Genomic DNA, 14118 nt, shown 5'->3' on the forward strand with positions numbered 1-14118 from the left:
GAAAGCAGAGAGTAAGGTCATGTTGGGGACCATTCGAGCCTTCTGGAACGATCAACGCGGCGTAGCGATGATCCTCGTGGCGATTATGATACCGGTGCTTATCGGCTTCTCGGTGCTGGCCATCGATATGAGCCGGCTCAACGGGCTGCACAACGATCTGCAGAAGGGTATCGACGCGATGGCGCTCGCCGCCGCGGCGGAACTGGACGGCAGATCGGATTCCATCACCCGGGCCAACTTGGCCGTGACGACCCTCGTCTCCAATAACACCCTGTTTTCGACATCGGGCGATCATCCGCTAGTTTTAGCCGATATGACCGTCACCTATCTGACCGGCATCCCCGCCAGCGACGAAACCGCATTGAGCGCTGCCGGTGTCGATACCAACGGCACAAACTGGGCAAGCACCGATCCCAAGGCTGTTTCATTCGCTGAGGTCACGATCAACGCTTCCGGCGTTGCGGCTGGCGCAGGCGCCTTCGCGACGATCTTTCCGGCAAGCCTGGTCGGCAGCAAGGACACCATGGATATCCAGCCGCAGGCGGTGGCCGGGTTCGTTCAGTCGATCTGCGAAACCGTTCCGCTGTTCATGTGCAACCCGTTCGAGACATCCGACCCGCTGACCAGCAAGACTATCCAGCAAGCCTTTGCCTCTGGAGACACCTACAGCCGCGAATTCCGCGTCCTGAAGGTGGATTCCAACCCTGGCCCCGGCAATTTCGGCCTGATCGACAACAACCTTAGTTCGCTGCGTGATGCGATAGCGATGGGCACCTCTGGCACCTGCTACAACCGGAATGCGCTCACCACGAAAACCGGCGTCACCCTTGGCCAGGTCAATACTGGTCTCAATGTCCGGTTCGACCTGTACAGCGGCTCGTTGAACAAGAGCAGCAAGGATTTCAATTACCGACCGGCGACCAACGTTCGCAAGGGCCAGAAGACCGGCTGCAGCAAGTACGATCCCGTGACGGACAACACCGCGTTGCCTTTGCCTCCGGGCACCAACTACGTCGATGCGAAGGGAATGTCCGACAAAATCGGATCGCAGAGCTTCTGGACAAGTTACTGGCAGGTCAACCACGGGACGGCGTATCCGAACGTCCCCAGCACCACTAACCCCACCGGCTCCACGAGCGCTCCGGCTTCCAGATATGACGTCTACAAGTACGAGATCGCCAAAAGCCTTGTCGGTGACAAGTCGCTGAATCCGACCAAGGAAAGCGGCGATCCATCCTGCTACAAGGGCCCTAACCCGACACTCGATCCAGATCGCCGGCTACTCAACATGGCGATCGTCAACTGCATCGCCAATCAGGCCAAGCTAAACGGCCATGTCTCGATCAAGCCCGACGGCTACGCAAGCGTCTTCATCAACACGCCAATCCAGAAGCAGGACAATAGCAAGGACGACGAGGATTCGACTGCCGGTGAGAAGCCGATCAGCCTGGAGATCGTCGATGTCGATGGCGGCTTTGCCAACAACACCCTTGTCGACAAGGCGTTTCGCAACGAAGCGCAGTTGTACCGGTAGCGCCATGTTCATCAAACTGAGGCAGTTCCTCCAGCGGTTCCATCATGACGAACAAGGCGCCGCCTTGGTCGAGATAGCGATCGTCACGCCACTCGTGTTGCTGCTGTCGGCCGGCGTCTTCGAGTTCTCGAACATCTTCAACACGCGCCTGCTTCTCGAAGCGGGCGTCGAGGATGCCGCTCGCTACATGGCGCGCTGCAGCAGCGACTGGAATACTTGTTCCGCGTTGGCAACGAACCTGGCCGTGAACGGGGCCGTCACGAACGGTACCGCGCGCGTTACCGGGTGGACCACGGGTCAAGTCACCATTACCAAGGCTCAGTCGATCCAGGCGACCGATGCGACCGGTAACGAGCTCTATCTCAGCAGCACCGGCACCGTCATTGTCGTGAAGGTCAGCACCGCATATCCATATCCCACTCTGGGCCTCTGGTCTTACCTTGGCTTTGGTGCCCTTACGCTCAATGTGTTCCATCAGGAGCGTGTCTTCGGATGGTGATCTCGCACGGCAGGTTCTGGAGAGACCAATCCGGCGCGTCAATGGTGGAGGCGGCCATTGCAATGCCCATGCTGCTGACCCTGCTGCTCGGTTTCGTCGATTTTGGCTATGCCTTCTACCAATGGAATGCCGGTAACAAAGCAGTGCAGGCGGGCGCGAGATTGGCGCAGATTTCCACGCCTGTCGCAATCGGGCTTCCATCTGAGACGATAACGCAGAGCGATGTAACCAAGGTCGGCACCGCGGTTCCGGCCGGCACGTATGATTATGTATGCACTGCAAGTGCAGCGGGCGTGGCTTGCTGCAGTGTCGGAGGAGGCTTGTGCAAGCCCGCGAACGCGAGCCAGGCCTCGTTCGACGCTATCTATGACGGCACCCCCAATCGTGCCGGAATGCACACCTTCCTGCCCATGCTGGTAAAGTCCGAGGTTCAAATTGAATACGCCGCGTCCGGCCTGGGCTACTGGACGCGTCCCGGCGGCCCGGTACCGACGATCACCGTCAGCATTCAAAACCATCCCTTCCAGTTCTTCTTTCTGGCCGGGTTTCTCGGGTTCGGAACCATCACCATGCCCTCCATGCTGAGCACGGCCACGGGCGAAGACATGAAGAGCACCTTCCCATGAACGCGATGAACACCAAGGTTACACCGACCAAGCGAAAGCAGGTGGCGCTGTTCTCGTCGGATCCGAATTTCAAGCGCGAGGTAGCGACGCGGCTCGATGCGCTGGCGATCTATGACGTCAGGGTTTCCGAGACCGACGATTTTCTCAAGGGCCCGCCCGCCGATGCGCGCCCTGGCATCGTCATCCTCGATCTCGGCAGCGGCGGGCTGCTCGGCAGGCCCGGCATCGTCGAGGCGCGCGCGCTGTGGGCGTCCGTACCGCTGATCGCGGTCTCCGACGAGCTGACCTCGGAACAGACGCGCGTGCTGGTGCGCATGAACGCCTCGGACTGGCTGCACAAGCCGCTCGACGGCAAGGAGCTGCTCAACGCGGTGACCTTCCACGACACCGGCAACCAGGGAACGAAAAGCCGCATCATCACCTTCATCAGCGCCAGCGGCGGAGCCGGCGCCACGACGCTCGCGCTGTCGGCGGCCGAGTTCCTGGCCTCGAAATCGGCCGAGCGCGCGGCTTCGACCTGCCTGGTCGATCTCGACTTCCAGAGCGCCAATTGCGGCGCCTATATCAACCAGTTCAACCAGTTCGACCTGACGGGCATCATCGGCCAGCCCGAACGGCTCGACGTCGAGCTGATGGACGTCATCAAGCTCTCGCGCCCGTCCGGCCTCACCCTCTATGCGTTCGAGCGGCCGCAACTGCCCTTCGAGCCGCGTGGCAGCGATTTCGTGTTCCGGCTTCTGGACTTGGTCGCCTACCGCTTCGACGACATCATCATCGACCTGCCCAATCTCGAAACGCCCTGGCACAATTCCGTGCTTTCGACGAGCGACGAGATCTTCATCGTGTTCGAGCTCAATGTCGCGTCGCTGCGGCAAGGCAAGCGGCTCTACAGCAAGATCCGCGAACTGCGCGGCAACGCGGTCAACATCACGCTCGTCGCCAACAAGCACAAGCGCAAATGGTTCGGGAACCACTTCTCGCGCAGCGAGCTGGAGAAGATATTCAAGGCGCCGCACATCAAGTCGCTGGCACTCGACAACGCGCTTCTCGCCGATGCCCTGAACCGGGCGATCCTGCCTTCGGAAGTGGATGGGCGGGCGCGCTTCAACAAGGATCTGAAGACGATGTTCAAAGAGCGGCTCGATGACGCTGCCCGATAGGCATCGGATCGCCTCGGGGCTGGCCGCCGCCTGCATCGCGGGCCTGGCGCTTGTGATGCCGGGCGGCGCCCATGCCGGGTCCGCGGGTGCTCCGCCGCTGCCGGCCATGGGCCCAAGCCTGCGCAAGACAGTCGCCTTCGAAACCGCCGAACAGCCCGGAACGATCATTATCCGCAAGGACGAGAAGGCGCTTTATTTGGTGACGCGCCAGGGCCAGGCACTTCGCTACAAGATCAGCGTCGGGCGCGACGGCTTCGGCTGGACCGGGGTCGTCAAGGTCGGAGCCAAGACGGAATGGCCGCAATGGCGCCCGCCCAAGGAAATGCGTGCCCGCCAACCGGAGCTGCCGGAAATGGTGCCGGCCGGCCCCTACAATCCGCTCGGCGCCAGGGCGCTCTATTTGTCTCGGGACGGGCATGACACGCTCTATCGAATCCACGGCACCAATGACCCGTCAGGGGTCGGCTTCGACGGAACATCGGGCTGCTTCCGCCTCACCAACACCGATGTGATCGACCTTTTCAAGCGCGTCCCGATCGGCGCCAAGGTGGTGGTTCAATGACGACGATCAGCGAGCCGGGCATGCCGGCGATCGATGTTGGCAAACGCGAACAGGTCGCCGTCGACAGGCCTGGCAACACAAAAGCGATCGGCGTCGCCGCCGCCGGCGCCTTGCTCATCACCCTGATCAACATGGCGGCTGCCATCTACCTCTATCGGGGCATCAACGACCTGCGCTCCGTCGAGGCGCGGCTGGAGCAGCTCGGAGCATTCGAGCAACGGATCGCGGCGCGGCTCGATACGGTCAACAACGGCTTCCAGAGCCGGTTCGAAAAACTGGACAGCCAGTTGCAGGGCAACTTCAACCAAATCAATGGCAGCCTTGCCAGGCTGGAGCAGTCCCCGCCCGCCGTTGCCGGCAACAGTCCGCCGAACATGGCGGAACAATCCGAGGTTACCACCAGCGCGGTGGCGGAAGCGCCCGAAGCGCTCGACAGCGAACCCGCCAGCGAGGCCAGCGTCGACGAAGCGGCACGACCGCCCAAAAGGAGGATCGCTTCGGCGCCGCCTCCCCCAAACTCCAACTACCAGCGCATAGAGCAGCCGGACGGCAAGGTCTACTACCGCAAGATCAATTGAAGCCGCCGGCGTTGACGGCGTCTTCTAGAGATCTCGCTGCAGGGTGACGAGCTGCATTGCCCGCAGCTCGGCGCGTTGTCTCGCTTCGGTGAGGAAGGCAACGTGACAGTAAACACACGCGGCCGTGCCCAGAAGCAGGACCAGGCTGTTCTGCCAGGAGAAATCGACCATCAGCGAGAATTGGAGGCCGCTGGGCGCCGTAAAGGCGGCAATGGTGCTCGCCGTCTGAGATTGGCTGCTGGCGGCTATCATCAGCCCCACGAAAAGCAACGCCAGATGGTTGGCCAGAAAGAATGGAGCCCGCTTGCGGGCGTGGCAGGCAAGCCAGCTGACGATCAAGGCGGCGGCCAGGATCGTGAAATCGAGGACCATCGAGCTGTCCAGATAGAAGTCGACCTGTTGCCAGAACATCGTCGACAACGGCCGCAGTTCAAGCCAGATCCACCACATTGTGGGGCTCGCCGGATAGGCGCCCAGCAAGAATGTCGCGATACGCGCTCCCGCCAGGATAGCAAGGACAAGAGCGGGAAAGAGAAAGAGCAGAATCGGCTTGCGTTTCATGTCGCCCTCCACATTAGCAATCGATGATAGATGGCAGAACTTGCGCAAGCCTTAACGGCCGGGATTGCCCATTAGGAAGATGCCTATTGGCCGGCGCATCAGCAGCGGCCTTCACGTTTCCCTAACCGTACACGTCGGTTTTATGTGCCATTTTTGCTACATCACGCGGGTCTTCTGGCTGGAAAAAGCCTTTTAGCGTTTCCTAAATTAATAATTACTCACATATTTCGTGAATCTGGTAGATGATCCACCGACGGCCGGCCTGGCTTGGGCCCAGGCTTGGTTGTGGCGCCCCGAAAAAGGGCGTTGGGGAAAGTTGGGGCGGGCTAAATGAAAACAACAGGCATTTCGGCCATGGGCAAGCGCCTTGGTCTTTTGATGGCAGCCACGATGCTGTCCTGCGGGGGTGCAAATGCCCTCACGCTCAAGGAGGCCGTGGCGGTAGCCGTCGAGTCCAATCCCGAGATCGGCCAGGCCATAGAAAATCGCGAGGCGATCGAATTCGAATTGCGCCAGGCAAAGGGACTCTATCTTCCCAGCGTCGACGTGGAAGCATCCGGAGGGGCTCGTCGTCTCGACAACTCGTCGCGTCGCGCGCTTTCCCTCGATGATGACAACCTCTACCCGGCAGAAGCCGATCTGACGGTTTCACAGACCGTCTATGACAGCGGCGCAAGACGCGCCGAGCTCAATCGTCAGGCCTCGCGCGTCGATGGTGCGTCGTTCCGCGTGCTGGAGCGGTCCGAATTCATCGGGCTCTCGGTGGTCCAGGACTACCTCGAATACATGCTGCAGGCTTCCATCGTTTCAGAGGCGAAGAAGAACCTGGGCTTCCATCAGGCTATCCTCCACGACATCCAGGAAGGCATTGCGGGCGGCGGGCTGAACGAAGCCGACCGGCAACAGGCCGAGGAGCGGCTGTTCGCGGCCAAGGCCCGCATGCAGGAAGCCTCGGAGGAACTGGAGGCTTCGAAGATACGGTTTTTCAAGACCGTCGGGAAACCGCTGACCAATGCGTCGAGGCCGGGCGACGTTTCGGCCGCGCTGCCGAGGTCGCTGGACGATGCGCTGGGCCTGGCACGAGCAAACAACCCGCGCGTCCATATGGCCAACAGCGATATCGCCGCGGCGGCCTCGCTGGTGGACGCGGCCCGAGCGAAGTACGGTCCCTCGATCGTCGCCGAGGGCACGGCCCGGGCGGGATACGATATCGACGGCGACAATGGCGACACATCCGACCTGCAGGCGCGCCTGGTGTTGCGCTGGAACCTCTATCGGGGCGGCATAGACAAGGCCAATGAACAGGAGCAGATCCGCCGCACCAGCGAACAGCGGCTCGCCATGCACCAGGTTCTGCGCGAGATCGAAGAAGCCGTTCGTACCTCATGGGATCGCCGCTTCCGGCAGGCCGACCTGGCAAAGACGCTGAAGCTGCAGGCCGCCTCCAACGAAAAGCTGGTCGCGTCCTATCGCGAACAGTTCAAGGTCGGGCAGCGCTCGCTGCTAGACGTGCTCGATGCGCAGAATACGCGGTTCAACACCGCGACGCTCGCGGACACCGCATCCTATGCGTCACTCTTTGCCCAGTACCGGCTTCTGGCTGCGACCGGGGAATTGCTGAAGACGATGGATATCCAGCCGGCAAAGCAAGCCAACGCCTACGCACGGACCGAGTTCGCCGCACCGGAAACGGCTGACACCGAAACCTATGCGCGCACGCCCTCGGAACAGAAGAATGACTTGCCCTTCGACATTCTGGCGCCGGTCAGGAAGAAGTAAGCAGCGACGTAAGGCGCGACCGACAGTCCTCGCGGGCAGATCGTGAATCAGCAACCCCATATCCTGTCGCCGAAGGAGGCTTTCAAGGCCTGCTTTTCGGCCGTTGCCGCGTATCTCGGCCGACCGAGCGCCGAGACCGTGCTGTTCGCCGGCGTGCCGCTGTCGGATACCCGCGTCGAGGTCGACGACATCCGCAACCTTGCCGAACGCATAGGTTTGGAAGCGCGGGCGTTCGGCCATCGCGATTTCCTGCGCGGGCGGATCGATCTGCCCGCAATTGTCTTTCGCGTCAGCCAGTTGCCGGTTGCCCTGCTCTCCGAGGAGGAAGGCGGCGACTATTTCACCGCCCCCCAGGAAGACGGGCGCACCGCCATCAGCCGATCGGAACTCGCCGCCAGCTATATCAGCGGCGGTGTGTCCTTCTCGATCACCTACGCCAACGCCACGGAGGCGATGAGCGTCGGCTCGGCGCCGAAGATCGAGCGGCGACATTGGCTGACGGGGACGATGGGAGGCTTCTGGCGCACATATTCGAAAGTCGTGCTGTCGGCGATGTTCATCAATCTGCTCGCCATCGCCTCGCCGATCTTCACCATGAACGTGTACGACAGGATCCTCCCGAACAAGGCGATATCGACGCTCTGGGTTCTGGCCATCGGCATCGGCGCCGTCATCGTGTTCGACCTGCTTCTGAAGACCGCCAGGGCGTCGCTCATCGACTATGCCGGGCGCAAGGCCGATCTTCGGATTTCCTATATGCTTTTCGAGAAAGTGCTCAATTCGTCCTTGTCGGCGCGACCCGGTTCGACCGGCGAGTACGCAAACCGCATAACGCAATATGAGTTCGTGAGAGAGTTCTTCACCTCGAACACCATCAGCGTCTTCATCGACACGGCTTTCGTGTTCGTCTTCCTGCTGGTCATCTATGCGATCGGCGGCTGGCTGGTCATCATTCCGGCCGTGGCCTTCCTGGCGTCGGTCGCCGTTGGGCTGGTTACGCAGCGGCGCATCGGCAAGCGGGTCGCGGCCTCGATGAACGAGGCTTCGCAGCGCCAGTCGCTGCTGGTGGAGTCCATCTCCACGCTGGAAACGATCAAATCCCTGCGCGCCGAGGCCTATCTGCTGCGCAAATGGGGCGAGCATTCGAAGAACGCCGCCAACACGTCCGAGAAGATCAAGCAGCTTTCGGCGGCAGCCGGCAACATCACCCAGGCGATACAGCAATTGGTCACCGTCGCCCTGGTGGTGGCTGGCGCCTATGCCTTTTCGGAAGGGCACGTCTCGACAGGGGCTATCATCGGGACGGTGATGCTGGCGGGCCGGGCCGTGGCCCCCCTCGGCCAGATCGCCATAACACTGTCGCGGTTTCGCCAGGCCATGCTCTCCTTGCGGATGGTCAACTCGATCATGGCGCAACCGGAAGACCGGCCGGATACGGTGGGCTTCGTAAACCGCCCGATCCGCAATGGCGCGATGGCATTCAAGAACGTCGGATTCGTCTATCCCGGTTCCGAAAACGAGGTTCTGTCCGGCCTGAATTTCACCGTCAGGCCCGGCGAGCGGATCGGCATAATCGGCCGGATAGGATCCGGCAAGACGACCATGGGCCGGCTGATCGGCAGGCTCTTCCTGCCGACTTCCGGCGAGTTGCTGCTGGACGGGATCGACATCCGCCAATACCACCCGTCGGAGGTTCGCGCCGCGGTCGGCATCGTTGCGCAGGCTGGCGATCTGTTCTCGGGCACCATCAAGGAAAATCTGCTGATGGCCTGCCCAGAAGCGACCGATGAGCAGATCATCGACGCGGCCAGGGCTGCCGGTGTCGACGAGTTCGTCTCCCGCCATCCGCGTGGCTACGACATGAACGTCGGCGAGCGAGGCACCAACCTTTCCGGCGGACAGAGGCAGACGGTGGCGATTGCCCGGCTGCTGCTGACCAAGCCGAAAATCGTCTTCCTGGATGAGCCATCCGGGTCGATGGACCTGGCCTCGGAACGTCAGCTGATAAAGCAGCTCAAGGTGGCCTTTGACCGCGGCACCACGCTGATCGTCTCCACCCACCGCTTCAGCATGCTCGAGCTGGCCGACAGGCTGATCGTGATCGAGCAGGGCAAGATCGTCGCCGACGGACCGAAAGAACAAGTCATACAGGCGCTGCAGAAAACAAATGTTTGAGACAAATTATATTGATCCAGGTCAATATAATGGGGTTTGGTAAATGCTTGCTAGGGAAGATCGCCCGCCATTCTTTGCATCGGCGTCCATATTTATCATAGGGGCGCTGTTCGTCGCTTTTGTCGGCTGGGCGTCCTTCGCCGAAGTCGACGAAATCGCGCGTGGCGACGGCAAGGTCATACCCGCCTCCAAGACGCAGATCATTCAAGCCAGCGAGCCCGGCGTCGTTCAGGAAATTGCGGTCAAGATCGGCCAAGTCGTCAAGAAGAACGATCTGATCATTCGCCTCGACAACACGCTGAATACGTCCAGCCTGGGCGAACAACAGGCCAAGGCGCGCGCGCTGGAAGTGCGTATCGCTAGGCTCAAATACGAACAGAGCGGCAACCTGACGGGATCCTTCCCTTGCCCGGACGACATTCAGGCCGCGGCGCCGCAGATTTGCGACAATGAACAGAAGCTCCTGATCGCCCGACGCGAAAACTTCGACAACAAACTGTCCGTGCTGAAGTCCCGGCTCGATCAGCGTGAAAAGGAACTCGACCAGGCGATGGCCGATTCCGATCGCCTTACCAAAAACCTGGCCATCAGCGACCAGGAAACAAAGCTGGTCGAGGCCATGGTCAAAAAAGGGCTGATGGCCAGGACCGAGCAGATCCGGGTCGAGCGCGAACAGACCGAACTCCATGGGCAGCTGAACCTTGCCGGCGAGACGATAAAGAAGGCCAAGTCGGCCATCACCGAGGCTCAGCTCCAGGTCGAGGAACTGGGCCTTCAGCTGCAGCAGGAGGCGCTGATCGACCTGACCCAGGCGCTGGCCGATCTCTCGGTCGTCGACGAGACCATTCGAGGCGCGACCGATAAAGTGGCCCGAACCGACATCCGGTCTCCGGTGGACGGTATCGTCAACACGCTGGAATTCAACACGGTCGGCGCTTTTGTCCAGCCTGGCGTGATCGTGGCCGGGATCGTGCCGACCTCCGAGACCTTGCTGGTGGAGGCACGGGTTTCGCCCCGGGATGTCGCGTTCATCCGCCCCGACCAGGAGGCGCTCATTAAAGTCACCGCCTACGATTTCTCGATCTTCGGCGGCATCGAAGGCAAGGTCTCCAACATCACCGCCGACAGCCTGGTCGACCAGAAGACCGGGGAACCCTACTACCAGGTGCGCGTGGCGACGGAGACGTCGACCCTGGAAAGAGACGGCAAGGCCTATTCGATCATCCCCGGCATGATCTGTTCCGTCGATATCAAGACCGGACGCAAGACGATCCTGACCTACCTCCTGAAGCCGATCAACAAGGCACGAGAGGAGGCAATGAGTGAACGATAGCGCCACTCCTCCCGCCGTTCTCGACCGGTTGCTCCTGCCGACGAAGGCAGAAGACCTCGGCATGGAGTTCCGGGTCGTCGCGCGCCTCGGCATACGACGCGGAATCCGCCTGGAGCGGGCTTTCTGGACATCGCTGAGGCATATGGCGGAAAGCCGGAAGTGCACGATCGGCATGCTTGTCGATGAGATCGCCGAAGGTCAGCCTGCTTCCGGCAACCTGACATCGGCGATCAGAGTTGCCTGCATACGTGATATGGCGGAAGAAAACCTGACGTTGAAAAGGCTAGCATCGATACGGACGATCAGCGCGATACTGGTCGCCTGTCCCTCGCCCGCCTTTGCCCTTTCATCGTCGAAAAAAATCCTGACCTTCAACGCTCCGTTCCAACAGCTGGTAAAGCGCCAATTGCCGACGGCGCCGAACGATGACGGGCGTCAGGATCTCAGGCTGGCACTCGATCTCAATGTCGCGGACATATTTGCGCGGCTGGATGCTAATGGCGAAACCCCGGTCGCCAGCGGGTTCGTCATCGGCGCCGGCGACCGACGCTATCGCGGCCAGTTGAACGCGGTGCGGGCGCCGCTGATCGAACAGGACCTGCTGATGGCGTTCGTCAGCGGCTAAAGCGCATCGCACCGGAACGGATAGAGTCCGTATCTCCTGCGCATGCACCAAACCGTAGCTTCGATTCTGCAGCCGCTGCTTACTTTCGCACAAGCTTCCCCGAAGCCGTATCCGGCAGCAATCCTTCGCCGGGTGCGACGCCGGCAAAGCCGCCCTTGATCGCGGCAACCTGCGCATTGCCCGATCTCGAGCCATGGATCCAGGCGCGATCCGTGCTGAAGGAATAAAGCGGAACATAGTCGGGGAGATCACTGTCACGCAGGACGGTGTTGTGGAGGCTGTCGAGGATGAACGCGCCATCCGCCGTGCTCACCGACAGGACGGCGTGGAAGAACCCGCGCTTGCGATCATGGAGGACGACGAGCGCCATGCTTTGCGCGGGAATGCCGGCCCTGAGCAGGGCGGTCATCTTCAGTATGACAAAATCCTCGCAGTCGCCGGCGCGCTTGTCGAGCACCTCCGAAGGCTTCGCCCAATAGTCGAGCTTGCCATAGACGACACTGTCCTTCCTGTAGGCGATCAGGCGATTGATGCCGCTGTTGACGAGGGACAGTTTCTCGGTGAACCCCTTGCCCTGTGCCGTCGAGATCAGCGTGGCAAAAGCCGCGCTCTTATGCTCGCAGGCACTGCCTGCCGTGCAGCCGACGATTGCCTGGTAGACAGGCGCCCACCGCGCCGCGACAGGAAAGTTGTGCATGGACAGCGCGACCGAGCCGAACACGCCGGGGATGATCGCCGCCGTCTGGATGGGATCAATTCCAACATCGGCGGGTCGGACATCGGCGGGCGTTGGCGCAACGCCGGCATTGGCGTTGTCGATTGTGTAGCTCATGGAGACAATGCCGGGCTGGTATCCCGCGACCGGCTGCCAGGGCCCGGACCTTTCCAGGGAAACGCCACCCAGGCTACGCGGCGCCTCGACCTCTTCGACGGACCTGCCGACCGACGCGACCCCCTCGAAAGAAGGGCTCGCGAGCGATGGCTGCGGCAGGCCCGCAAGGCCGATCGTTAGCAAGAGCAGTTTGAGACCGGTTGTCCCCGGCGCGATTTTTTCTTTTTTCATAACGCCCACCTTTGACTGTGGACGGTACCAATCTTGTCTCAAATTATTGGCAACGAAGGTAGATAACGACGACAGAACTTACTTCTTCTGTTTTGTATAAAATTTTATTATAATTTATACTTTCATTTACCATCCAGCCGGAGGCGGACCGCCGTCAATCGCCGCCGATATCGGCAATATATAACGGAATATATGTTATCGGTTTACCACGCGTAAAAAATACGATTTTGTGCATATTGCAGTATATCAAATAGATTGATGAACCGTTGCAAAGCAATGGTGAGCGCTGTCTCTTTCCGGGAAATTCCGGAGGGGTACAAGCAAATGACCACCAATATCGAATTGGACACCGCTGCAAGGTCCTGGGACGAGCATTCCGCCACCAGTGACCATCACGGTCAGACATCGCCGGCGGAGATCCAGGTCGCCCAGGCGGCTTCGACGCAGCCGGCAGCGGCCGAACCTGTGCCGGTCGATGTCGGCAGCGGCGCACCCGTCACGCCGGAGGCGCCCGCGGAGGCGAAAGCAGCAGCTGCACCCGCCCCCCACGAATACGTGGCCGACGCCAGCAACGTCGTGAAGCTTCCAGCCAACGTCTCGATCGACAACATCAAGGTCGACGGCCACAATCTGGTGCTCGAACAGGCCGATGGCTCGGTCATCGTGATCAAGGATGGCGCCCTTCACGTGCCCGCCTTCCTCATTGGCGATGTCGAGGTGCCGCGCGTTGCCCTGATCGCCGCGCTCGAGGCCAGCCATGTCGATGTTGCCTTTGGCGCCGACGGTTCGATGTCGGCCGGCCCGGGAGGCTCGACCTCCAGCGCAGGCGGAGACTTCTCGGTTCCCGCCGGCGGCATCGGCGACGGGTTCGATCTTTCGGCACTGTTGCCCCCGACAGACCTGGCGTTCGGCCAGCTGGAGCACCGCGAACTGTTTCCGAGCCTGCTGCCGGATTCCACACCCTCGATCATCGACCTGGCGCCTGAGCTGGATGGCGGCGACACCACCGTCTATGAAAAGGGCCTGCCGTCAGGCTCGGGTGAACTGGCGGACCATGACGCGGGCAACGACAGCGATCCTTCCGAACACAATACGGGCACCTTCACCATCAACTCGCCCGACGGCATCGGCTCGGTGAACATTAACGGCCAGGTGATTTCGGCTGCCGCGCTTGCCAACAGCGGGTCGACGTCGATCGAAATCACGACGCCGCTCGGCAACATGCTGACCATCAACGGCTATGACGCCAGCACGGGCCAGGTGAGCTATACCTACACGCTCGTCCACAGCGCCGCTCACCCCGACGCGGGAATCGATTCCATCTTCGACAACATGACGGTGACAGTCACCGACACAGACGGAGACACCTCCCTTCCGGGCACACTGTCGGTGCAGATCGTCGACGACGTGCCTGTCGCGCACAATGTGAATGCCGGCACACTGACCGAGGACGGCGCCCCGACCACTGTTGGCGGCAACGTGAGCACCGACTATGGCAACATCTTCGGCGCCGATGGCCCTGCTGCATCGGCTTCGGTGAGCTGGAGCGCGGCGACCGCCACGCTGGGCGGCAACCCTGTCGTCCTGGCCGACTACGGCACGCTGACGCAGAACACCAACGGC

General features: G+C 61.1%; 13 protein-coding genes. 11 read left to right on the plus strand and 2 right to left on the minus strand.

Annotation, left to right across the window (positions count from 1 at the left end; genetic code table 11):
* Window positions 1-19: 19 nt before the first annotated feature.
* From LB568_RS27355 to LB568_RS27380, 6 genes are read left to right on the plus strand one after another with little or no spacing between them, the layout of a single operon-like run.
* Window positions 20-1534, plus strand: a complete 1515-nt coding sequence (locus LB568_RS27355) for a TadE/TadG family type IV pilus assembly protein (protein WP_224731763.1) — start codon at window positions 20-22, stop codon at window positions 1532-1534.
* Window positions 1535-1538: 4 nt separating this feature from the next.
* On the plus strand, window positions 1539-2033 hold the full coding sequence (locus tag LB568_RS27360; RefSeq protein WP_224731764.1) for a TadE/TadG family type IV pilus assembly protein: 495 nt from the start codon (window positions 1539-1541) through the stop codon (window positions 2031-2033).
* Entirely contained in the window at window positions 2027-2659 is a 633-nt protein-coding gene (locus tag LB568_RS27365) for a TadE/TadG family type IV pilus assembly protein (protein ID WP_224731765.1), read from the plus strand. The genes LB568_RS27360 and LB568_RS27365 overlap by 7 nt, the downstream gene beginning before the upstream one ends.
* Complete coding sequence (locus LB568_RS27370; RefSeq protein ID WP_224731766.1) at window positions 2656-3819, plus strand: AAA family ATPase; 1164 nt, start codon at window positions 2656-2658, stop codon at window positions 3817-3819. The genes LB568_RS27365 and LB568_RS27370 overlap by 4 nt, the downstream gene beginning before the upstream one ends.
* Window positions 3803-4381 carry a L,D-transpeptidase gene (locus LB568_RS27375; protein ID WP_013893814.1) on the plus strand — a complete coding sequence of 193 codons (579 nt, stop codon included), beginning with the start codon at window positions 3803-3805 and terminating at the stop codon, window positions 4379-4381. Before LB568_RS27370 ends, LB568_RS27375 begins: the two co-directional genes overlap by 17 nt.
* Window positions 4378-4959, plus strand: coding sequence for a hypothetical protein (locus LB568_RS27380; protein ID WP_224731767.1), 582 nt, complete (start codon window positions 4378-4380; stop codon window positions 4957-4959). The genes LB568_RS27375 and LB568_RS27380 overlap by 4 nt, the downstream gene beginning before the upstream one ends.
* Window positions 4960-4983: 24 nt before the next feature.
* Here the strand turns inward: LB568_RS27380 and LB568_RS27385 are convergent, their stop codons facing one another.
* On the minus strand, window positions 4984-5520 hold the full coding sequence (locus LB568_RS27385; RefSeq protein WP_224731768.1) for a hypothetical protein: 537 nt from the start codon (window positions 5518-5520) through the stop codon (window positions 4984-4986).
* A 330-nt stretch (window positions 5521-5850) separates the two neighbouring features.
* Between LB568_RS27385 and LB568_RS27390 the strand changes: the two genes are divergently transcribed.
* The 4 genes from LB568_RS27390 to LB568_RS27405 are packed head-to-tail and all read left to right on the plus strand — an operon-like array spanning window position 5851 to window position 11432.
* Window positions 5851-7299 carry a TolC family protein gene (locus LB568_RS27390; protein WP_013893811.1) on the plus strand — a complete coding sequence of 483 codons (1449 nt, stop codon included), beginning with the start codon at window positions 5851-5853 and terminating at the stop codon, window positions 7297-7299.
* Between the two features lie 42 nt (window positions 7300-7341).
* Complete coding sequence (locus LB568_RS27395; protein ID WP_224731769.1) at window positions 7342-9474, plus strand: type I secretion system permease/ATPase; 2133 nt, start codon at window positions 7342-7344, stop codon at window positions 9472-9474.
* Window positions 9475-9517: 43 nt separating this feature from the next.
* Complete coding sequence (locus tag LB568_RS27400; protein ID WP_140780374.1) at window positions 9518-10807, plus strand: HlyD family type I secretion periplasmic adaptor subunit; 1290 nt, start codon at window positions 9518-9520, stop codon at window positions 10805-10807.
* Window positions 10797-11432, plus strand: a complete 636-nt coding sequence (locus LB568_RS27405; protein ID WP_140574508.1) for a ribbon-helix-helix domain-containing protein — start codon at window positions 10797-10799, stop codon at window positions 11430-11432. The genes LB568_RS27400 and LB568_RS27405 overlap by 11 nt, the downstream gene beginning before the upstream one ends.
* 79 nt (window positions 11433-11511) lie before the next feature.
* On the opposite strand, the gene LB568_RS27410 is transcribed toward LB568_RS27405, so the two are convergent.
* Window positions 11512-12264 (minus strand): transglutaminase-like cysteine peptidase, encoded by a 753-nt coding sequence (locus tag LB568_RS27410; protein ID WP_224731770.1) that lies wholly within the window; start codon window positions 12262-12264, stop codon window positions 11512-11514.
* A 555-nt stretch (window positions 12265-12819) separates the two neighbouring features.
* On the opposite strand from LB568_RS27410, the gene LB568_RS27415 reads away from it, so the two are divergent.
* On the plus strand, window positions 12820-14118 hold a 1299-nt coding region (locus tag LB568_RS27415), incomplete at its 3' end, for a hypothetical protein (RefSeq protein WP_224731771.1).

Source organism: Mesorhizobium sp. B263B2A, from assembly GCF_020165775.1.
GTDB lineage: Bacteria > Pseudomonadota > Alphaproteobacteria > Rhizobiales > Rhizobiaceae > Mesorhizobium > Mesorhizobium opportunistum.